The organism is Saxibacter everestensis (assembly GCF_025787225.1).
Taxonomy (GTDB): domain Bacteria; phylum Actinomycetota; class Actinomycetes; order Actinomycetales; family Brevibacteriaceae; genus Saxibacter; species Saxibacter everestensis.
Window position 1 is genome coordinate 3,374,898 of sequence record NZ_CP090958.1, and the last position, 19,844, is coordinate 3,394,741.

General features: G+C 63.8%; 22 protein-coding genes. 8 read left to right on the top strand and 14 right to left on the bottom strand.

What is annotated here, in order from left to right; genetic code table 11:
* Window positions 1–48: 48 nt before the first annotated feature.
* Window positions 49–810 (bottom strand): HpcH/HpaI aldolase family protein, encoded by a 762-nt coding sequence (locus LWF01_RS15915; protein ID WP_349638347.1) that lies wholly within the window; start codon window positions 808–810, stop codon window positions 49–51.
* 81 nt (window positions 811–891) lie between these two features.
* On the bottom strand, window positions 892–1,875 hold the full coding sequence (locus LWF01_RS15920) for an aldo/keto reductase (protein WP_349638348.1): 984 nt from the start codon (window positions 1,873–1,875) through the stop codon (window positions 892–894).
* 153 nt (window positions 1,876–2,028) lie between these two features.
* On the opposite strand from LWF01_RS15920, the gene LWF01_RS15925 reads away from it, so the two are divergent.
* From LWF01_RS15925 to LWF01_RS15935, 3 genes are read left to right on the top strand one after another with little or no spacing between them, the layout of a single operon-like run.
* Window positions 2,029–3,366 (top strand): four-carbon acid sugar kinase family protein, encoded by a 1,338-nt coding sequence (locus LWF01_RS15925; protein ID WP_349638349.1) that lies wholly within the window; start codon window positions 2,029–2,031, stop codon window positions 3,364–3,366.
* Window positions 3,363–4,352: a 4-hydroxythreonine-4-phosphate dehydrogenase PdxA gene (gene pdxA / locus LWF01_RS15930; protein WP_349638350.1), complete on the top strand. Its 990-nt coding sequence runs from the start codon at window positions 3,363–3,365 to the stop codon at window positions 4,350–4,352. The genes LWF01_RS15925 and pdxA overlap by 4 nt, the downstream gene beginning before the upstream one ends.
* A 9-nt stretch (window positions 4,353–4,361) precedes the next feature.
* A complete protein-coding gene (locus LWF01_RS15935; protein ID WP_349638351.1) occupies window positions 4,362–5,165 on the top strand; it encodes a DeoR/GlpR family DNA-binding transcription regulator in 804 nt (267 codons plus the stop codon).
* Window positions 5,166–5,279: 114 nt separating this feature from the next.
* On the opposite strand, the gene LWF01_RS15940 is transcribed toward LWF01_RS15935, so the two are convergent.
* Window positions 5,280–5,549: a DUF2277 domain-containing protein gene (locus LWF01_RS15940; protein ID WP_349638352.1), complete on the bottom strand. Its 270-nt coding sequence runs from the start codon at window positions 5,547–5,549 to the stop codon at window positions 5,280–5,282.
* Between the two features lie 138 nt (window positions 5,550–5,687).
* Between LWF01_RS15940 and LWF01_RS15945 the strand changes: the two genes are divergently transcribed.
* The 3 genes from LWF01_RS15945 to LWF01_RS15955 all read left to right on the top strand — a co-directional run bounded on the left by LWF01_RS15945 (window position 5,688) and on the right by LWF01_RS15955 (window position 7,881).
* Window positions 5,688–6,125 (top strand): Fe-S oxidoreductase, encoded by a 438-nt coding sequence (locus LWF01_RS15945; protein ID WP_349638353.1) that lies wholly within the window; start codon window positions 5,688–5,690, stop codon window positions 6,123–6,125.
* A gap of 139 nt (window positions 6,126–6,264) precedes the next feature.
* Window positions 6,265–7,035 (top strand): GntR family transcriptional regulator, encoded by a 771-nt coding sequence (locus LWF01_RS15950; RefSeq protein WP_349638354.1) that lies wholly within the window; start codon window positions 6,265–6,267, stop codon window positions 7,033–7,035.
* Between the two features lie 78 nt (window positions 7,036–7,113).
* Complete coding sequence (locus tag LWF01_RS15955; protein ID WP_349638355.1) at window positions 7,114–7,881, top strand: sulfite exporter TauE/SafE family protein; 768 nt, start codon at window positions 7,114–7,116, stop codon at window positions 7,879–7,881.
* A 34-nt stretch (window positions 7,882–7,915) separates the two neighbouring features.
* On the opposite strand, the gene LWF01_RS15960 is transcribed toward LWF01_RS15955, so the two are convergent.
* Window positions 7,916–8,926 (bottom strand): NAD(P)/FAD-dependent oxidoreductase, encoded by a 1,011-nt coding sequence (locus tag LWF01_RS15960; RefSeq protein WP_349638356.1) that lies wholly within the window; start codon window positions 8,924–8,926, stop codon window positions 7,916–7,918.
* Between the two features lie 114 nt (window positions 8,927–9,040).
* On the opposite strand from LWF01_RS15960, the gene LWF01_RS15965 reads away from it, so the two are divergent.
* Entirely contained in the window at window positions 9,041–9,628 is a 588-nt protein-coding gene (locus LWF01_RS15965) for a helix-turn-helix domain-containing protein (RefSeq protein WP_349638357.1), read from the top strand.
* A 5-nt stretch (window positions 9,629–9,633) separates the two neighbouring features.
* Here LWF01_RS15965 and LWF01_RS15970 read toward each other — a convergent pair whose 3' ends face one another.
* Window positions 9,634–10,482, bottom strand: coding sequence for a LysR family transcriptional regulator (locus LWF01_RS15970; RefSeq protein ID WP_349638358.1), 849 nt, complete (start codon window positions 10,480–10,482; stop codon window positions 9,634–9,636).
* 145 nt (window positions 10,483–10,627) lie between these two features.
* Here LWF01_RS15970 and LWF01_RS15975 point away from each other — a divergent pair, with 145 nt between their 5' ends.
* Window positions 10,628–12,001, top strand: coding sequence for an MFS transporter (locus LWF01_RS15975; RefSeq protein ID WP_349638359.1), 1,374 nt, complete (start codon window positions 10,628–10,630; stop codon window positions 11,999–12,001).
* Here the strand turns inward: LWF01_RS15975 and LWF01_RS15980 are convergent.
* From LWF01_RS15980 to LWF01_RS16020, 9 genes are all read right to left on the bottom strand, one after another.
* Window positions 11,994–12,371, bottom strand: a complete 378-nt coding sequence (locus LWF01_RS15980; protein ID WP_349638360.1) for a nuclear transport factor 2 family protein — start codon at window positions 12,369–12,371, stop codon at window positions 11,994–11,996. The genes LWF01_RS15975 and LWF01_RS15980 overlap by 8 nt on opposite strands.
* 9 nt (window positions 12,372–12,380) lie before the next feature.
* Window positions 12,381–12,860 carry an aconitase X swivel domain-containing protein gene (locus tag LWF01_RS15985; RefSeq protein ID WP_349638361.1) on the bottom strand — a complete coding sequence of 160 codons (480 nt, stop codon included), beginning with the start codon at window positions 12,858–12,860 and terminating at the stop codon, window positions 12,381–12,383.
* Complete coding sequence (locus tag LWF01_RS15990) at window positions 12,847–14,133, bottom strand: aconitase X (protein WP_349638362.1); 1,287 nt, start codon at window positions 14,131–14,133, stop codon at window positions 12,847–12,849. Before LWF01_RS15990 ends, LWF01_RS15985 begins: the two co-directional genes overlap by 14 nt.
* A gap of 66 nt (window positions 14,134–14,199) precedes the next feature.
* The gene (locus LWF01_RS15995; RefSeq protein WP_349638363.1) at window positions 14,200–14,940 is read right to left on the bottom strand and encodes a GntR family transcriptional regulator; all 741 of its coding nucleotides are present in this window, start codon (window positions 14,938–14,940) and stop codon (window positions 14,200–14,202) included.
* A 175-nt stretch (window positions 14,941–15,115) separates the two neighbouring features.
* Window positions 15,116–16,153: a proline racemase family protein gene (locus LWF01_RS16000; protein ID WP_349638364.1), complete on the bottom strand. Its 1,038-nt coding sequence runs from the start codon at window positions 16,151–16,153 to the stop codon at window positions 15,116–15,118.
* Between the two features lie 30 nt (window positions 16,154–16,183).
* Window positions 16,184–16,897 carry an ABC transporter ATP-binding protein gene (locus LWF01_RS16005; RefSeq protein WP_349638365.1) on the bottom strand — a complete coding sequence of 238 codons (714 nt, stop codon included), beginning with the start codon at window positions 16,895–16,897 and terminating at the stop codon, window positions 16,184–16,186.
* A complete protein-coding gene (locus LWF01_RS16010) occupies window positions 16,894–17,745 on the bottom strand; it encodes an ABC transporter ATP-binding protein (RefSeq protein ID WP_349638366.1) in 852 nt (283 codons plus the stop codon). The genes LWF01_RS16005 and LWF01_RS16010 overlap by 4 nt, the downstream gene beginning before the upstream one ends.
* Window positions 17,742–18,881 (bottom strand): branched-chain amino acid ABC transporter permease, encoded by a 1,140-nt coding sequence (locus LWF01_RS16015; protein WP_349638367.1) that lies wholly within the window; start codon window positions 18,879–18,881, stop codon window positions 17,742–17,744. The genes LWF01_RS16010 and LWF01_RS16015 overlap by 4 nt, the downstream gene beginning before the upstream one ends.
* Window positions 18,881–19,786: a branched-chain amino acid ABC transporter permease gene (locus LWF01_RS16020; protein WP_349638368.1), complete on the bottom strand. Its 906-nt coding sequence runs from the start codon at window positions 19,784–19,786 to the stop codon at window positions 18,881–18,883. Before LWF01_RS16020 ends, LWF01_RS16015 begins: the two co-directional genes overlap by 1 nt.
* Window positions 19,787–19,844: the final 58 nt, after the last annotated feature.

Sequence of the window (19,844 nt, forward strand, 5' to 3'; positions counted from 1 at the left end):
GACCGGAATATCGGCGTCGTCGGCACGTCGGGGCCGACTGGTCTGCGGCTATGCCTTGGCAGCGGCCAGATGGTCGGCGGCTGCCCGCTCGAGGTGGACCACGTCCGAGGAGACGGTGGCGAAGGTGTAACCCTGGGCAAGTCGCTTGGCCGCGGTAGTTCCGTCCGGGTTGTGAATGCCAGCGGCAATTCCAGCAGAAGCCGCAGCTTTGCTGACGCGTTCGAGCGCGGCGTCGAACTCATCCGACACGGCAGGATCGCCTGGGAACGCACCACCGACCGCGAGGCAAAGGTCCGAGGGCCCGACGTAGACGCCGTCCAGGCCAGGGGTTGCGCAAATCTCTTCCACGTTTTCCAGACCCTGAGGGGTTTCAATCATGACAAGGACAACCGTCAGATCGTTGGCATCAGCAGGCGTCGGACCGACGCGCAGCCCGGAACGCATCGGTCCATAGGAACGGATTCCGAGCGGTGGGTACTTGGCGGCGGACACCGCGGCGGCTGCCTCATCGGCTGAGTTGACCAGTGGGACGATTACCCCAGCGGCGCCGGCGTCGAGCGCGTGCCCGATCGGCGTCACGCCGTTCTCCTCTACCCGCACCATGCCTACGGACTTGCCACCAGCATCGACGGCCATCAGATTAGCCACCAGACCGGAATAGCCCATCAGGCCATGCTGCGCGTCGAGGCAAACGTAGTCGTAGCCGAGTCGGGCGATTCGCTCAGTGCCCACAGGGGCGTCCATCACGATCCAATAGCCGACGGTCTGTTCGCGAGCGCGAACTTTGCGGGCGAATTCCATTGGAGTCATATTTCTGGGTCCTTGTCTTCTCTGTGGTGAGGTCTTCTCTGTGGTGAGGTTGTGGCGCATCGGCCCCAGTATTAATGGGCATCATCGGTTGTAGGCGGGCATCGGACCGCGAAGGGCCGCGCCGACCTCGTCGCACGCCGCGACGACATCAGCCGGCAATGGCCCGCGGCCGACCGCCTCGATGTTGTCCATCAGCTGTGTTGTCTTTGAGCCGCCCAACAGGATCGCGTCGGGAACCGAACTGCCTGCCAGCCAGCGAAGGGACAGTTCGACAAGGCTGACACCTGCGCCCGATGCGATGACGGACAGCTGGGCAATCGCATCGAACAGCTGCTGGTTCCAATATCGCTGCCGGTACATTTCAGCGAGCTTCGAGTCGCCAAACCGCCCGGTCTCCGGGGCATTCTCAAAAGCGTGGCGACCGGTGAGCAGACCGCCGCCCAACGGGTTGTACACGATGGTTAAGACGTCATGGTTGCGAGCGAACTCGGCATACTCCTCGTCGAGACGCCTGGCGACGAGGTTGTACAGCTGTTGTGCCACCACCGGTCGCGGGGCGCCGACCTGCTCAGCGACTCTGATCACGTCGGCGATTTGCCACGCCGCGAAGTTCGAGACGCCAAGCGCCTTGATCTTTCCTTCGCCGACCAGGTCGCGCACGGTGGCGAGCGTCTCTTCCAACGGCGCGAGGCGATCAGGCTGGTGCAGGTAGAACAGGTCGATAGTCTCGACGCCGAGCCGCCGAAGGCTCCCCTCAACACTCGACCGCAATCCCGCCGCAGAGAGCGGCGAACTATCACCGGCATCCGGATGCGGCATTCCTGCCTTGGTGGCGAGCACGATCGAATCCCGGTGCCTGGCTACGAGCGGAGCGAGAATGCCTTCCGCCCTACCGGCGGCGTAACCATTCGCAGTGTCGATTCCGGTGATACCGGCCTCGATGGCGGCTTCGAACATGCCTTCTGCCTGTGATGCTTCAAGGGTGTCCCCGAAAGTCATCGTGCCGAGCACCAAAGTCGATAGCGGAATTTCCACTCCGGGAACTTCTATTCTGCCCACGGTCATCTCTGACCTCCCGCTGATGCCGTTACGGGTGTAGAACGGCGTGGATGAAAGTTGTCTGGATCACAGTGACACAGTTGCGTGTTTCGCGCAACTCTGCAATTCTTAGTTGCGTAATTCAAGCGTTTGGTTTGTCGATTCGAAGGCGAGGGCACGGTGAAGGTCCTGGTTCTTGCCGACGATCTGTCCGGCGCAGCCGAAACTGCTGCTGCCTTTCTACGCCTACCGGGTCGGATCACTATCGAGCTCACCCGGCACGAAGTCGAGCGTCCCAGGGACACCTCAGAGGCCCTGCAAATTTTCGACACCGATTCGCGCACGGCTGACGAGGATACCGCTGTCGCCCGGTTGCGAAGCGCCCTGCGTGGATCGAACAAGGATCCGGCATCGGGCTCGGCTGCACCGTCGGTGAACAACAGCGAAGAACCGGGCAGTTCTCGACTTATCTTCAAGAAAGTCGACTCCCTGCTCCGCGGCAATATCGCAGCCGAGGTTGCGCAGCTGAGCAAGCTTAGCGATGGGTTCGCTATCTTCGCGCCAGCTCTGCCGGCGTTGGGACGAACCATCATCGACGGTCGTCCAATCGTCAACGATGTTCCGCTAAGGGATACCGGTCTCTGGCGAGCGGAGCCGACCAACCCACCGGACTCGGTGCGCGACCTGTTCGAGCCGCTAGCCGGTCGCGTGGTCGGCCCACATGTCGTACCGCTATCCGTTGTCCGCTCCGGCCACCTTCTCGGCGAATTGCGTGAACTGCGCAACAAGGGCCTCGTTGCAATATGCGATGCGGTCAACGATGACGATCTGCAGAGGATCGCGAAAAGCGCGCTCACTCTTCCTGACCCGGTTGTGATCGGCTCCGCCGGCCTCGCCACCGCCGTGGCGTCCGAACTCCTGGCGGCCGATTCGTCGACGACGGGGCCTTGCTCATCCGCCATATTCCCCTCAATAGACGGATCGCCCCGTCCGTACCCGTTGTTCCTGGTGGGTTCGGCGTCGATTGCGGCGCTTGAGCAGGGTGAGCTGCTCGCCCGCGAAGGCGTGGCGACCGTCCTTGTCCATGCCGCACTGCTCGCGAACTCAGCCGGCGAGGGGACGCGCGAGGCCTGGCGAAAGACTCTGCACGACGAACTATTGACCGGCCCTGTGCTGGTGAGGCTCGCGATCGACGGAATCGCGCCAGAGTCGGCCCGCCAGTTCGCCCGCTCGCTTGCCGACCTGGTCGCCCCCGTAGCAATGGAACATGACCTGTTTCTGACCGGAGGAGAAACGGCACGACGAGTACTCGATGCCATGGCGGTGACAGAGCTCGAGCCAGTGCACGAGGTGCATCACGGCGCGGTGCTCTCTCTCGCGCAATCCGCGAAATTGCCGGGCGGCGTCCAGAAGATCATCACTCGTCCCGGCAGCTTCGGCGAAATCGACAGCCTGATCCGGGTCCTTCGTGCCTTCACTACCGCCGCACCAACTATCAAGGAAAAGACTCACTCATGAACCTACCAATTGTTGCCATCACCATGGGCGACGGCGCAGGAATCGGACCCGAAGTAACGGTCGGGGCACTGTTGGACCCCGTCGTCGCCACCCTTTGCCGCCCGGTCGTGATTGGGGACACCTCGCGCCTGCACGCTGCGGCGAAGGGCCTGGGTGTCGATCTAAAGATCGCGGCGGTCGAGAGCATTTCGGATGCAGTGTTTGAGCCTGGGAGGTTGAACGTGATCGACCTCGGGCTACTACCAGAAGATCTACCGTGGGGGGAAGTTTCCCCGCTCGCCGGAGACGCCGCGTACCACTACGTACGGGTCGCAGCGGAGCTTGCGGTAGCTGGCGAGGTCCAGGCCATCTGTACGGCTCCGCTGAACAAAGAGGCCCTGCATGCCGGCGGGCACAATTACCCGGGTCATACGGAGATGCTCGCCGCCCTCACCGGCACCGACGAGGTATCGATGATGCTCTCGACGCCACGACTCAAGGTCATCCACGTGACAACCCACGTTGGGTTGATCGATGCAGTCGGGAAGATCGAGCCTGGCCTGGTGGAACGGACAATCCGTCGCGGCGACGAAGCCTTGCGCCGAGCGGGAAACCCGGCGCCGAAGATCGGTGTCTGTGCCATTAACCCGCATGCCGGTGAAAACGGACTGTTCGGTTATGACGAGGAGGCGCAAAAGATAACGCCCGGTATAGAGGCTGCCCGCGCAGCTGGCATTGACGCCGTCGGCCCATTGCCGGCAGACACAGCGTTCTTCCTTGCCGGCCGGGGTGACTACGATCTGATCGTCGCGATGTATCACGACCAAGGGCACGGTCCGATCAAGGTGCTCGGCATCGAAGCCGGGGTCAACATCACGGTCGGGCTGCCGGTGATCCGGACGTCCGTCGACCACGGCACGGCCTTCGACATCGCCGGCACTGCCACCGCCGATCCGGCGAGCATGGTCGAGGCGATCCGCCAGGCGGCCGAGATGGCGACCCGATAGGCTCGCCGCATGCATAAAGAAAGGACCGTTACCGCCGAGGGGGAGGCCATGCAGCTCGGATCGAAGGCGCGCCGGGATGCGATAGTGCGTCTGGCGACCGAGACCGGCCCCGCCAACGTGGACGACCTGTCCCGAAAGTTCGCGGTCACTGCATCGACGATTCGCCGCGATCTCGCCTTGCTGACCGACGCGGGCCGGCTTGCCCGGACCTACGGCGGTGCAATCTCGGTGACCGCGCATCCCGAAGCTACCCTCCGGCAACGCCTCGGCGAGGCCTACCTCGCCAAACAAGCCATCGCACGCTGGGCTCGGATGCAGGTGCGGTCGGGCGAAACGCTCCTGCTGGATGCCGGTTCTACAGTTGGAGCTCTCGCGCACGAGTTGCGGTCGGCGACAAGTATCCGGGTTGCCACTGTCGGTTTGACGACCCTGAATGAGCTGGCAGACGTCGACGAGGTCGAGGTCGAATGCCTGGGCGGCCGGCTGCGGCACATCAGCCAGGGATTCGTCGGGCCACTCACCGAGGCGGCGCTGGAACGGATGACATTCGACCGGGTCTTCCTGGGCACCGACGGCGTACACCCGGTGCATGGGATCTGCGAGGCAGAACTGGAACAGACCCGACTCAAAGAACTGATGGCGGGCCGGGCACGGGAAGTCTACGTCCTGGCACATGCGGACAAGCTCGGCGAGTCCCCGTTTCATGCCTGGGCGAAGCTGCCGGCCGGCTGGCACCTGGTCACGGACCAGTCCGCCCCGGATTCAATGGTCGCCCGGTTCGAGACCGCCGGAGTCGAAGTCGTGCGCGCCTAAGTCGAGGAGCACTACCTATGCCGGCGACACAACGTTCAGGTCGTATAGCTTCGCGGCATCGATGAGACGAGGATCGTAGGCGATCAGCTGATTGCCTTACGGCAGTGAAACGGTTCAGGAAGCGAAGCGTTGGGCGGATCGAGCCTTGTGCTTCGCGGCCTCGACTTCGCGGTCCTTCGCCGGCGCGGAAGTGACAAGTTCGCTCAGCAGCCGAGCGGACACTTCGGCGATATCATCCACCGCCCGGTCGAAAGCTTCCGCATTGGCCTGCGACGGTTTCGTCGATCCGCTGATCTTGCGGACGTACTGCAGCGCGGCTGCCCGCACTTCGTCATCCGTTGCCGGTGGCTCGAAGTTATGCAGGGTACGAATGTTTCTACACATGCAATCAAGCGTAGACATCGGGCGGCAGTTTGGGGAGGCCTTCTTTGAAATGCATACCACTCAGTCGGAGTAGGCTCCAGGCAAAGCTACCCCGCTGCCGCGACTAGTTTCCTGGGCGGCCGTCGAACTGGAGCGCACATGAGTCCCGAGCGCCGGGCCGACTGGAGTCTCGAAGCCGACATGAGAGTCGCGCGTGGACACAAGCTGGACGCGCACATCCCCCAGGTCTTTCTCGACTCCCCCATCAGCCACACCGGCGCCGCCCTGGCCACCATCCTCGGTTTCGTCTGGGGCCTGACACTCGGCCGCGGCAAAGTGACGCACGAGAAGGGCCTTTGGATATTCACCAGAATGCCCGGTTGGGCCTTCGGCCGGGGCGGCATCTGCATCGGTTCCTGCTATTTCACCCGCAGCACCGTGAGCCCTGCCGTGCTTGGGCATGAGCGAGTACACCGCGAGCAGTGGCGTCGATACGGACTGTTGTTTCCGCTGCTGTATGCGCTAGCGGGAAGGGATCCGTTGCGGAACAGGTTCGAGATCGAGGCCGGCCTGAAGGCCGGGGGTTACGCGCGATAGCGCGACGCGTCGTCCCGGTGCCCTCTGCGATAGCGAGGCCGTGGCCACCCCGACTCAGTCAGATGGCGCAACTATGGCGTAACCTTGAGATCGTTAGTGGCGCAACTATGGCGTAACTTCGCACGACAACGGGAGAATTATGTCTAGCAATGACTCGGGAGCCCGCGGGCCGACCCGGTTGCGCGCCGATCGGGCACGGGTGATCGCGGATCGGTTGCGACAGAAAGTAGTGGGCGGCGCATTCGCGTCCGGCGTACTACCCGACGAGCAGGTACTCGCCGGGGAATTTGAAGCGTCCCGCAATGCAGTCCGGGAAGCTCTGCGGCTACTCTCCGCGGAAGGGCTCGTAGTTCGCAGACCAGGACTTGGCACCCGGGTCGTCGCACGCAAATTCGAGCACAGTCTCGACCGACTGGCAGGTCTCGCCGAGACCCTGACCGAGCAGGGCACAATCACCAACGAGGTCCGCACCGCCCGTCTCGAACTTCCACCGCCCGAGGTCGCGGCGAGGCTGGGTCTTGTCGAAGGCGAGCGCGCCCTCTATCTTGAGCGATTGCGAACCCTGGCCGGCCAGCCACTGTCGCTCGACCTGTCCTACATCGTGGCCGACATCGGAATAGCACTCCTGGACGAGGACCTGCAGTCCCGCGATGTATTCGCACTCATCGAAGAGACCAGCGGTACCTCACTCGGCACGGCGGAGGTGACTGTGCACGCCGTCAACGCAGATGTGGCCACCGCAAGCACCCTGGAGATCGAGCCGGATGCGGCAGTGTTTCAGATCGACCGGCTCACTCGGCTCGCAGACTCCCGCCCCGTGGACCTGGAGTTGATCTATCTTCGCGGCGATCGAATCTCACTCAACAGTGTTCTACATCGCGCCGCTGGACCTGCGGCATCGACTCCGTGAGCGCGGAGAACTCCGTGAGCGCGGAGAACTCCGTGAGCGCGGGCGAAACCGCGTACGCGGCCTACGGAGGTACAACGCGTGACTGACCCTATTGTGGCGCTCGTTCTCCTGGCCAGTTTCGGACTGATTGCCGGCATCGGAATCACCGCGGTAGGACCCGGTGGCGTGCTCGCTACCGTGGGCCTGTTTCTGTTCACGGACCTGCCGCCAGCAACCGTGGCCGGAACAGCGATAGTCACCCACATCGCCACCGGCTCGCTTGGCACCTTCGCCTATTTCCGCTCGGGCCACCTGCGTGAGGCGAATACCCGTCGCATCGCCCTCATCCTCGCCGGCACAGCTTTGATCGGGACCCCCGTCGGCGTCCTGGTCAACTTCGTGGTGCCGTCGAAGCTGTTCGGCATCCTGCTTGGCCTATTCCTGACCTTCATCGCGGTACTCACCTGGCTCCGGCACCGGAACTCCAGTGCAGAGGCTCAGGGTCACCCGAGGCACTCCATGTCGCTGCTGATCGGCGGCGGCATTGCGGTTGCCGTCGCTAGTGGCATGTTCGGAGTCGGCGGCCCCCTGCTGACAGTGCCGCTGCTCGTCGCTATTGGCACTCCGATGCTCCCAGCTCTGGCGGCTGCGCAGGCGCAATCCGTGATCATCTCCGGAGTCGGCACCGTCGGCTACCTCAGCCAGGGATCCATCGACTGGCCACTGGCGATCGTTGTCGGCGTTCCGGAACTGTGCGGCGTATTGATCGGCTGGAAGATCGCGCGTGCGGTTTCGCCAGATCAGCTCAGACGAGTCATGATCGCCACCCTCTTGGCCGTCGTCCCGTTCCTTGCCTTCCACGGCTGAGCGACTCCGAACACCACAAGGCGACAGCGGTCCGTCATTTGACCATCGACTCGACGCCATGGCGGCGATCTCCGAGAACTCGTTCCGTGTTGCGCGCCTCCGATTTGGCCGAGTAGTTGTCGAGGCGTGTAGCTACGGCCGCGTCAATGTCCTCGGCGATGAGATCGCTGTTTATTGCGACGGCCGCCTGCACGCCGCTCGCTGCGGCGCCCATCACCTGGGCTCTGAGGTCGGCGACGTTACCGGCCACCCAGACGCCGGGAACCGTGGTAAGCCCATTAGGATCCGATTCCACGAAGCAACCCCCCATTGGATGGTCGGCGACCTGCAGGCCAAGGCCGGCCAGCAGATCTGCCCGTGCCATGAAGCGTGGTGCAACGGCGAGCGCCTGCACCGGGTGGGTGGACCCATCATCCAGCACGACGCCGGTCAGCACGTCATCCGCGACGTTCAGTGAGGCAACCTTTCCATCGACGACAGAGATTCCGCGTGCGGCGAGCTGCTCCCACTCGTCATCGTTCGGCTGAGGTGCGGTGTTGAGGAAAAGGGTGATGTTGTCGCTCCACTGCCGGAACATCTGCGCCTGATGCACGGCCATCGGCCCGCTGCCCAGAATTCCGATTGCCTGGTCACGAACTTCCCAGCCGTGGCAGTAGGGGCAGTGCAGCACGTCTTTGCCCCAGCGTTCACGCAGCCCTGAAACGGCAGGCAACTCGTCGATGAGTCCCGTGGTGACAAGCAGTCGACGTCCACGAACCACGGTGCCGTCATCTACGGCTACCTCGAAATCCGCATCGCTGCGCGTGATGCTGGTCGCTTTGCCATTCATCATCTGCCCGCCATAGGCAGCCACTTCGGCATGGCCGGCCCTCAGCAGCTCGAGCGGATTCATGCCATCCCGGCTGAGAAATCCGTGCACTCCGGCGGCCGGCGCATTGCGCGGTTCGCCTGCATCGATCACAGCAACGGACCGTCGGGAGCGACCGAGCGTCATCGCCGCACTGAGACCGGCCGCCCCGCCGCCAACAATTACTACGTCATACATATCGCCAACTACCTCCGTTATCGCGGCCCCGTACCCCTCGTGGCCTCTACATCGATAGTCCGTCAGCTCGGCATCGACTGGCAAGTTTAGTTGCCGAAGTGGCAAACTAGCGGGATGAGTGAATCAACCGAGCAGGTCCTCGACGCCGTCGGCCCGAGGTTAAAGGCGCTGCGCCTGCAACGGCGCGTAACCCTGGCGGACCTCTCGACGACCACGGGAATCTCGGTCAGCACGTTGTCCCGGCTGGAGTCCGGGCAGCGCAGGCCGAACCTGGAACTACTACTCCCCCTTGCCCGGGCACACGGAGTCCCGCTGGACGAGCTCGTCGGCGCACCGAACACCGGCGATCCGCGAATCCATCTGCGGCCAATAAGTCGCCACGGGCAGACGATCCTGCCACTGAGCCGAACCGGCGCCGGTGGCCTGCAGGCCTTCAAACACCTCATTTCCGCCGAGACACCGCAGGGCGAGCCCACCCCGCAGCGTCACGAGGGCTATGAATGGGTATACGTGCTTCGCGGCAAGCTGCGCCTCATCCTTGGCGAGCACGACATCATCCTGAGCTCGGGTGAGGCGGCCGAATTCGATACCCAGACACCGCACTGGTTCGGACGAGGAGGCACCGAGGCCGTGGAGTTCTTCAGCCTGTTCGGGCCGCAGGGGGAAAGAGTGCATGTCCGCGCCCGACCGGCGAAAAAGTAGAGCCTCTACCCCTTCTGCGGCCGGGACAGGATTGCATTCACCAGCGCGTCCAGCGGCTCTTTCGGCGCCAGCGGGTTCGTGAGCAGAACGAACTCCACGTCTCCAAGCTCAGGCAGGTTCGCCTGAACGGAAAGCTCAGCCAAGTCATCGGGAATCAGCGTCCGTGGGAACACAGCCACCCCGATGCCGGCGCGCACCGCGGCCAGAACACCGTTGACCTCACGGGTGCTGCAGGTAATTTTCCAGGTCCGACCCGCTGCTTCAAGCGCATCCATCGCCAGGGCTCGACTGAAGCTCCGATTGCGATACGCGATTAACGGCACCGGGCCATCTGCGGGAACTGTTGCCTGCGGAGTGCCCATCCACACCATGTGGTCGCGTCGAACGACGGTGCCTTCACCGCCGCCCGGCGACTGTTTCACGTAGATCAGGTCGAACTGCCCAGATTGCAGATTCCGATAGAGCGGTCCGCTCTGGGTCACGGTCAGCTCAAGGTTGATCTGCGGGTGCAGCTGCCGGAACTCCCGGAGGAACTTCGGCAACTGAGTAAGGGCGAGATCGTCTGCGCAGCCCAGCCGGATTCGGCCGCGCATTGCCGAACCGGAAAAGTAGCTATCCGCCTGGTCGTGCGCGGCGAGAATCGTCCGGGCAAATCCTGCCATCGCCTCGCCGTTGTCGGTAAGTGTCACGTCCCTGGTGTCCCGATGGACGAGTGCTCGTCCGGCGGCGACTTCGAGCTTTCGGATGTGCTGGCTGACGGTGGGCTGGCTGAGCCGCAACTGTCCAGCCGCCTTAGTGAAGCTCAGTGTCTGGGCGACTGCAAGAAACGTCCTGAGCAGTGTCGGATCGAACATCTTCGTCCTTTCATTACGTTTCTCAATAGTACTTATAGCCTCAATTTAGTTCACTAATAGCCCACTCCTCCTTAGACTTGGAGGCGGGAAGCCAACACGGCACGAAGTCCCCAATCTCCAATTCACCCCTACCCTGGAAAGAACCTTGGCCACCGCACGCCCAGCGTCAGCCCACCTGTCCGCCATCAAAACCGTTCCAATCCCGATCGTCACCGAACGCCCGCCACTGAGTGCCAGTTTCTCGGCCTTCTCCGTTCACAACTTCAGGGTCTTCGCCAGCTCGCAACTGGTCGCGAACACAGCGCTCTGGATGCAGAGAATCGCGCAGGACTGGCTGGTCAAGGACCTCACCGGCAGCGCTGCGGCCGTCGGGTTCACTGTGTTCATCCAGTTCCTGCCGATGCTCGTCCTCGGGCTGTATGGCGGCGTGATCGCGGACCGCTACTCCAAACGCACCCTGCTGATGATCACTCAGGGCACCGCCGCGCTCCTGGCCGCCGTCCTCTCTGTCCTGGCGCTCTCCGGCGGCGTGCAGGTCTGGCACGTCTACCTGGTAGCACTCCTGCTCGGTTTGGTGACCGTCGTCGACAATCCCACCCGCCAGGCATTTGTCACCGAACTCGTCGGCACCAGGCACCTGAAGAACGCCATCAGCATGAACTCGTCTATCTTCCAGATCGGCGGACTCATCGGCCCCGCTCTCAGCGGCGTGCTGATGGGCACGGTCGGTGCGGGATGGGCGTTTGCCCTCAACGCCATCGCCTGCCTCGGCGTCGTCGGGGCACTTACCCTCATGCGCACCGGCGAGCTGAACCGGATTGAACCTGCTCCCCGGGCCAGAGGTCAGCTCCGGGAAGGCCTGCGGTACGTGCTGAGCAAACCGGCGATTTTCTGGTCCGTCATCATGGCCGGGTTCATCGCCGTCTTCGCGATGGGAATGCCGGTTCTGCTCGTGGCCTTTGCCGATGACATTTTCAACACCGGCGCGAAGGGCTATGGGCTGTTCAATTCCCTGGTGGCCCTTGGCGCCCTGGCCGGCGCCCTGATATCGACCCGGATTTTCCGGGTGCGACTCCGGGCTGTCGTGCTCACCGCGCTCGGCTTCGGCCTGGCCGAGATCATCGCCAGCACCCTGACCGCTCACAACGCGTTCGCGAGCGCACTGATCGCCATCGGCTTGCTGAACCTGGTCTTCCTCACCAGCGCAAACTCCCTGGTGCAGATGTCGTCGAACGCCTCGATTCGCGGCCGGGTTATGTCCGTGTACATCTTGGTCCTGCTCGGCGGTCAGGCAATCGGCGGCCTGGTGATCGGCAACCTCAGCGAATGGCTCGGGCCCCAGGGGGCGATGACGATCGCCGGTGCCGTGCCGCTGCTGGCCGCGCTGACGATCGCCATCATCCTGTCGCGCAGCGGTCAGCTAAGGCTCCGGTTCAGCAGGCATCCGCGTGACCGTTTCATTGCCATCGTGCCGAGTTCGGCGGCGGGCGCGGCGGACGAACGCACAACAGTCAGCTGATGACGGCCGCGGTGATCTGGCTCAGCACACAGAGCCAACTGTCGTCGCGCCGCACGAAAACGTCCGTCGTCCACTCATCAGCGTCGAACTGCTCGCCCAGATAATGCGCCGTGTTCGTCACCCGGGCGGTGAAGATGGCGGTATCGCCGTAGACCTGAATCCTGGCCTCGCCCTGCTGGGCGAATGCCGAGTGGGTCAGGTCGCCGGAGGAAACCAGGGCCAGGAAGTCCACCCTGGATGAAATCCCCGAGTCAGAGACCATCACCCATTCCTCCGCCATGAACCCGGCGATCCGCTCGGCATCGTTGGCGATGATCGCCTCTGCCCAGCCGGCAGCGACAGCGAGCAGTTCTGATTCCGGCGGGTTCATCGTTCGCTCCTACGTTTGCAACTTCTCGACTAGTTTCGCAGGAAGAGCATCGTCAACTAAGCCAAGCTGGCCGCTGATCACGCCGAAATCCTGACCGGCAACCACGGTCACCACGGCATCGGAGCTCAACCGTTCGCTGTCCGCCGGGTCGACCACGACAACCGGCACCCGGATGTCATAAAGTTCGGCGGCGGCGATGGCGCCCAGGGCAATAATCGCGTCCGGCAGGCCAAGTACGATGCCAGCCGGTGCGACGCCGACCCGCACCAGCTCTGCCAAAACGCTTGACGATGACGACGAACCGCGGCCGCTCGGCATCACCAGGATCTTGCCGGAAAGCGAAGTGCCGCAGTCCGGATGGTGCCGATCGCTCACCGCCCCGGCATGATCCACCCCGCCCCAGAACGACAGGGGCTGCCCGAGCCGAACCACCTTCCCGCTCGCCTGACCCGGGCTCAGCGTCCGGCAGCGGATCTCACCAGGCGTCATCAACCATCAGCCTTCCGGCGCACGCCGAACGCACGCAATCCTCCAGCGACCCGAACGCAACGTCCACGCCGAGATTTGCCGGCGCGTAGTGCGCCCATTTGCCCGAGTTCGTCAGCACAGTCCGCGTGCCAGGTTTGAGGATCGGCGTCACATAGGTGCAGGTGTCGACCACGAGCCGTCCGCCCGCCCGTTCGATGACCTCGACATAGCCTGCCTCCTGCGCGAGCGCGTAGACAGCGCGGCCGGTCGAGATGTAGAAATCGACGCTCGGATGGATATCGCCGGAACGGACGAGTGCCTCGGCGGCGTCCCGGATCTCGGCCAATGAAGCATGCGGGGTGCCTACACTGACTGCGTCGAGTCGATCGCCGCTCGCGCTGGTCAGTTCCCGCCTGGCCGACCTGAGCATGTCTACAGTGACAGTCACCGTCAGCTCCGGCTCCTGGCCCTGCATCGCCACCGCCAGACTGGGCGCTTCCGGGGTCACGCCGACCACGTGGAACAGCGCCACCGAACCGGATGACGCGCTGGTCGAGCCGAGTGCCTTGAGCTGGTCTTCCGTGGTCGTGTCCGGCAGCCCGCTGAACACCGGCACCTTGCCTCCGCTGTGCAGGCCGGCCAGGTAGCCGAGCAGCGCGTATCCGATCTCGTTCTGGAACACCGCCGCGGGTAGGTCTTCGCAGTCGAAGAGAATCTCGGCTCGCCGGTTCTGGTCCAGATGCAGACCGGCCCTCGGCGCCTTGCCGGTGATTGCCGCACAGATGTCGAGAAAATCCCCGTACCGGTCAGTGCGTGCGCCGAATACCGAATTGGCGAAGACAATCGCATTCGATTCAGCCCAGGCGATATGTTCGCCGAATGCCGGTCGTGACTCGACGTGGTAGGGCGCGCAGGTCCAGGTCGGCCGGGCGCCCAGCTCGAGATAGGTCTGCATCAGCTCCCTGCCCTCGGTTTTGATCCCGGGATATCGCGCCGGGTCGTCACGGATCAGGTCCGGGTGCATCAGGTCCAGCGAGCCAACGTTGAGTGTGGTCGGAATTGCCACCTGGCCGCCGAGATCGCGCAGCTTCCGGGCGAAGTCGAGGCCGGCACGGCCGTGGAACAGGCATGAGTCGATGTGCGCCCGGGTTACGTCGATGAGCTCGGAGGCTTCCCGCGCCCTGGCCAGGCTTACGACCACCCGCATTGCCATCGCCACAGCTTCGCCGCGATCGCCGGCAAGCATCTCGCGTTCGCCATCGCGCAGCCGGAGCATGACCGGACTAGAGCGCATTGCCGATCCCGCTGGATGCGCGGGAGGTCCCGCCGGACGCGCGACGGAACCCGCCGGCGATCCGCGTCATCCCGCGTCGCCCGCCCAGATTGAACGAACGTGACCAAGATGCTGACTCACCAGCTGGCGCATGCCTTCGACGTCCTTCTGCAGAGCGGCATCCACCATCTGCTCGTGCTCGGCGGCGAGGATGCCGAGCTTGCCTGCATTTGCCAACGTCTCCAGTCCGTAGAGCCTTGACCGGGATCGCAGGTCGTGCACCACCTCGACCAGCCGCTCATTGCCGTGCAGCGACAGGAACGCCAAATGAAACTCGGTATCGGCCTCGATATAGCCGACCAGATCCTTCTTGTCCGCTGCCTTCACGATGGCCCGAGCCTTTGGTCGCAGGGCGGAAACCGCCTTGGCGAGACTGCCTTCACACTTCCCGGCAACCAGGGCCATCGTCGGCACCTCGATCATGGCGCGCAGTTCCGCCAGCGAATCGAGTTCATGCCCGCTGACCCCGGTGACCCGGAAGCCCTTGTTCCGCACCACTTCAACCAGACCCTCACTCACCAGGTCCAGCATCGCCTCGCGGACTGGCGTCGCGGAGACGCCGAACTGGGCCGCCAGCTTGGGCGCCGAGTACAGCACCCCCGGACGCATATGCCCTGACACCAGTGACGCCCGAAGTGCTTCGGCCACGTGCTGGCGGAGGCTCATCCGGTTGTTGAACGTCGGCAGCGAGAGCTCTTCGACAGAGTCGGACCCGGTCGACTCCGTCGGCGCGGATGTGGCGCGGGGCAGGTCAGATCGGGTACTCATGCATGCACTTCCTTCGAAAGCTCACCATTGTCGACCGCCAGAAAACGTGCCATTGCCGACCGTCGAAGCGCCAGTCGATCGGTCCGACTCCACAACGATAGTCGACCGGCATCCCGCCCCGCATACACTGCTGTATCAGCAACCTCCGCGCAACAGCTGCGCGCTACTTTGCACCTCATCGCAGCACGAAACCCGGCGTGATCGAATCGCGCGGATCGACGCTGAACGTCGACTCGCCCGTTCTGTACGCCATCCCCACCACCTCCGGTATCACCGGTTCAGCGACACGGGCATCGGTGGTCGCAGCGCCCGCCTGCGCCCGGCCACCGGACAGCACCCGGCCGAGGAACCTGCTGCCAACGATCGAATCGTGCACCAGCTGTTCGCCAGGTGCGAGCGTGCCGGCGTCGGTCAGCAGGGCGAGCCGGGCGCAGGTGCCCGAGCCGCACGGCGAACGGTCCACCTCGCCATCGGCGAACACAGTGACGTTACGCTGATGCACCACGCCATCGGCGGAAAAGTCGTCATAGAGAATCGTGCCGTAGATGCCGGAGAGCCGCTCGTCATCCGGATGCCGCGCCACCTCGTGGGAATTGAGCAGGTGCTTGATCTCGCGGCCGATGCGGATCAGCTCCGGGTAGTCTTCCGGTGTCACCGAAAGGCCCACCGCCGATGCCGGCAGGCTGGCGTAGATCGCGCCGCCGAACGACACGTCGACACTCAGGTCGCCACGCAATGTCGCCACCGGGACGTCCCGGGCCACAACCCAGCTGGGCACGTTGACGAAGGCGACCGACTCGACCTGTCCGCCCAGGCAGGTCACCCGGGCAGTGACCCTGCCGGAGGGCACGTCAATGACAACATCTGTGCTTCCATCCGGATCAGCCGACACCCTGCCGGATTCGACCGCCCACACGCCGAGCGCAATGGTGCCATGGCCGCATGCTGTGGAGAATCCGTCCTTGTGCCAGAACAGCACGCCGAAATCGGCACCGTCGTCATCCGGCGGGGTCAGGAATCCCCCGTACATGTCGGCATGACCGCGAGGCTCGGAACAGAGCACCTTCCGCGTCCGCTGGATGACGTCATCGTCGATCGCGTTCATCCTGCGCTCTGCCACTGTCGCACCCGGGATGTCGGGCGCACCGGCTGTGACAATCCGGAACGGCTCACCGCCGGTGTGATAATCGACGGTCGAGTAGGTTTCAGTCACCTGAGCTCCCCTACTTTCCGAGATTGAAATCTACTTTCCGAGGTAGGCATCGATAACCCGGCCGTCCTGCTGCAGCTGCTCCGAGGTGCCTTCCAATGACACATGCCCCGATTCGATCACATACCCACGGTGCGCCACCTTCAGCGCCGAGCGGGCGTTCTGCTCAATCAGCAGCACCGAAGTGCCCCGGGCGTTGATCGTCCGGATTACCTCCATGATCTGCGCCACCACGAGCGGGGCCAGCCCCATCGATGGTTCGTCGAGCATCAGCAGTTTCGGCCCGGTGACCATAGCGCGGCCGATTGCCAGCATCTGCTGCTCGCCGCCGGAAAGCGTTCCGCCGGTCTGCGTGCGCCGCTCCGCCATCCGGGGCAGCAGATCGTAGACCTCGGCGATTCGCTTGTCGATCAGCCTGGTGTCCTTGACCGTGTAACCACCGATCTGCAGGTTCTCGTGCACTGTCAGCCGGGAGAAGATCCTGCGACCCTCGGGTACGTGCACGATTCCGCGCTCGACGATGTCCCACGGGCTGGCCCTGCTGATGTCCTTTCCGAATGCCTCAACGACGCCCGACTTCGGCCGCACCACGCCGGAGATGGTGGACAGCGTGGAAGACTTGCCTGCGCCATTGTTGCCGAGCAGCGAAACGATCTCGCCCTCCTCGACACTGATGCTCAGATCACGCAGCGCGACGACCTTGCCGTAGGCAACGTTGAGGTCCTTGAGCGTGAGCACGGTGGTCATGAGTCCTCCTTCATTTCCGCCGCGCCTTCCGCGGCGATCGCGGCGGCCTCCTGCTGCGTTTCGCTATCCTCGGCGCCGAGGTAGGCCTCGATCACCTTCGGGTTCGACCTGATCTCGGCCGGCGTGCCCTCGGCTATTTCCTTGCCGAAGTTCAGCACCACGATCCGCCGCGATACGTCCATCACGAGTCCCATGTCATGTTCGATCAGCACGACGGCGGTGCCGAGCTGCGCAATCCGGTTCAGCAGTTCGAGCAGCTTCTCCTTCTCGCCGTGGTTGAGTCCTGCCGCAGGTTCGTCCAGCAGCAGCATCTTGGGCTCCCTGGCCAGCGCGCGGGCGATCTCCACCAGTCGCTGTTCGCCGTACGGCAGGTTCCGCACCTCCGAGGCGCGGTCGGAGATCACGCCGACGAAGTCGAGCCACTTGTGCGCCTCGTCTGTCGCCTGCTGTTCCGACCTGTGAAAGCGCGGGGTGTGCAGGATGGCGTCCAGCGCGCTTTGCTTGATTCGGACGTGCATGCCGGCCCGAACGTTGTCCAGCACAGTCAGCTCGCCGAACAGGCGCAGGTTCTGGAAGGTCCTGGCCACCCCGTACGAGGCGATGACGGCCGGCCGCTTACCGGTGATCCGGCGGCCGTCGAACGTCACTGTTCCGTGATTGGGCTTGTAGAACCCGGTGATGCAATTGAAGGCACTGGTCTTGCCTGCGCCGTTCGGCCCGATTACGGAGAGCACATCGCCAACGTAGACATTGAAGGACAGGTCACTGACCGCGCGCACACCGCCGAAGGCGACATGCATTCCGGATACCTCGAGCAGCGGGGTCCTGGTTTCTGTCGCAGCGCTCATCGCTCCAGCTCCTTCTCCCGCTGTTTGGTGCGTTTCTTCTCGATCTTCGATACGCGCTCGCTCACCTTCGAGGGCCAGATTCCCTGCGGACGGAACACCATCATCACGATCAGCACGATGCCGAAGATGAAGTACCGCCAGTTCTCCGCGCCACGCAACAGCTCGGGCAGCAGCGAAATGATCAGCGCACCGATCACGACGCCCGGGGTCGAGCCCATGCCGCCGAGAACGACGGCCATCAGGATCAGCGCCGACCACAGGAAGGTGAAGCTCATCGGCGAAATCGCGGTCTGGTGCGCCGCGAAGATCACGCCGGCGATGCCGCCGAAGATGGCTCCGCCGATGTACGCGGCGAACTTGATCCGGTAGGTGTGGATCCCCATCGCCTCGGCGGCGTCCTCATCCTCACGAACGAAGCGCCAGGCGCGGCCGATCCGGCTTCTGCCCAGCCTTGCAGAGGCAAGCACCGCCAATCCGACAATGATCACGGTGACGAAGTAGAGCGCGACATCCGGGCGCAGGCCGAACTCGCCGAAGCCCGGGATGCCGAAGATGCCGTTGGGCCCGCCGGTGAAATCCAGGTTGTTCGCCGTGATCCGGATGATCTCGCCGAAGCCAAGAGTCACGATTGCCAGATAGTCGCTGCGCAGCCGCAGGGTCGGTCCGCCGATGATCAGGCCTGCGACGACGGCCGCCACGATCACGGCTGGAATCGTCGCGATGATCGGCCAGCCCAGCACCGTGGAGAGGATGCCCGAGGTGTACGCCCCGATGGCGAAGAAGGCAGCGTAGCCGAGGTCGAGCAGGCCACAATACCCAACCACGATATTGAGCCCGACCGCGAGCATCACGAAGATCAGCGCGTCGGTCGAGATCCGGATCGTGTAGGACGAGGAACTGATGAATGGCACGGCAATGGCCAGGATCATAACTCCCCAGGCAAACCAGGGGCTGGCGATGAAGCGGGACGCAGCGGTCTGCCGGTGCACCCGGGTGCCACCGAAATCGCCTCCCGGCCCGGAAGAGCTGCCCGGTCCGCCCGGCGTCAGGCCGGTACCGACCCCGGCTTTGACCGAGCCGCCGCGCTCTTCCACCGCTTGTACGAACCCCGAGGCGTTCTGGTTATCGGTACCCATCAGACACGCTCCGTTACTTTCTCACCAAGTAGGCCGGTGGGTTTCACCGTCAGGAAGAGGATCAGGAAGCCGAAGGCGAAAACATCGCGCCATTCGCTGCCGAGGAAGGCGGTGCCGAACGATTCGAGCAGGCCGAGCACGACGCCGCCGAGCACCGCGCCGCGCACGTTGCCGATGCCGCCGATCACTGCCGCGGTGAATGCCTTCAGGCCGATCAGGAAGCCCATCAGGAAGTCGATCTTGCCGTAGTACGCGCCAGCCATCACACCGGCGGCGCCAGCCAGGGCGGAACCGATGAAGAAGGTGCGCGCGATCACCGAGTCGACGTTGATGCCCATGAACAGGCATGCCTTCGGGTCCTGCGAGATTGCACGCATCGCCCGCCCGGACCTGGACTTGTTGATCAGCAGGTCGAGGCCGACCATCAGCGCAACGGCGATCAGCATCATCACGATCTGGTTGATCGTGATCCGCGCGCCGAGGAAGTTCAGCGTGCTGCTTTCCAGCTGCACCGCGTACACCTTGGGATTCGGGCCGGCCCAGAGCGCGATGCCATATTCGAGCGCGAAGCTTGCACCGACCGCGGTTATCAGCACCGAGAGCCGTGGCGCGCCCCGAAGTGGCCGATATGCGACCCGTTCCAGCACCAGCCCGGCCGAGCCGGTCAGCGCCATAGCCATGATCATCACGATGACCAGGGTCAGCAGCGAACCACCACCGGCGAAGGCACCGCCACCGAAAGTGAGGATGGCGAACCCGGCGAAGGCGCCAAGCATGTAGATGTCGCCGTGAGCGAAGTTGAGCAATTTGATAATGCCGTACACCATCGAGTAGCCGAGGGCGACGAGCGCGTAGAACGAACCGACGAAGAGTCCGTTCAGGATTAGTTGAACCAGATGATCCATGTCACTCCTACGGCCGCTGACTTTCTCGAACGGCTCGTTTGGTCCCGGTGGAGGGCCC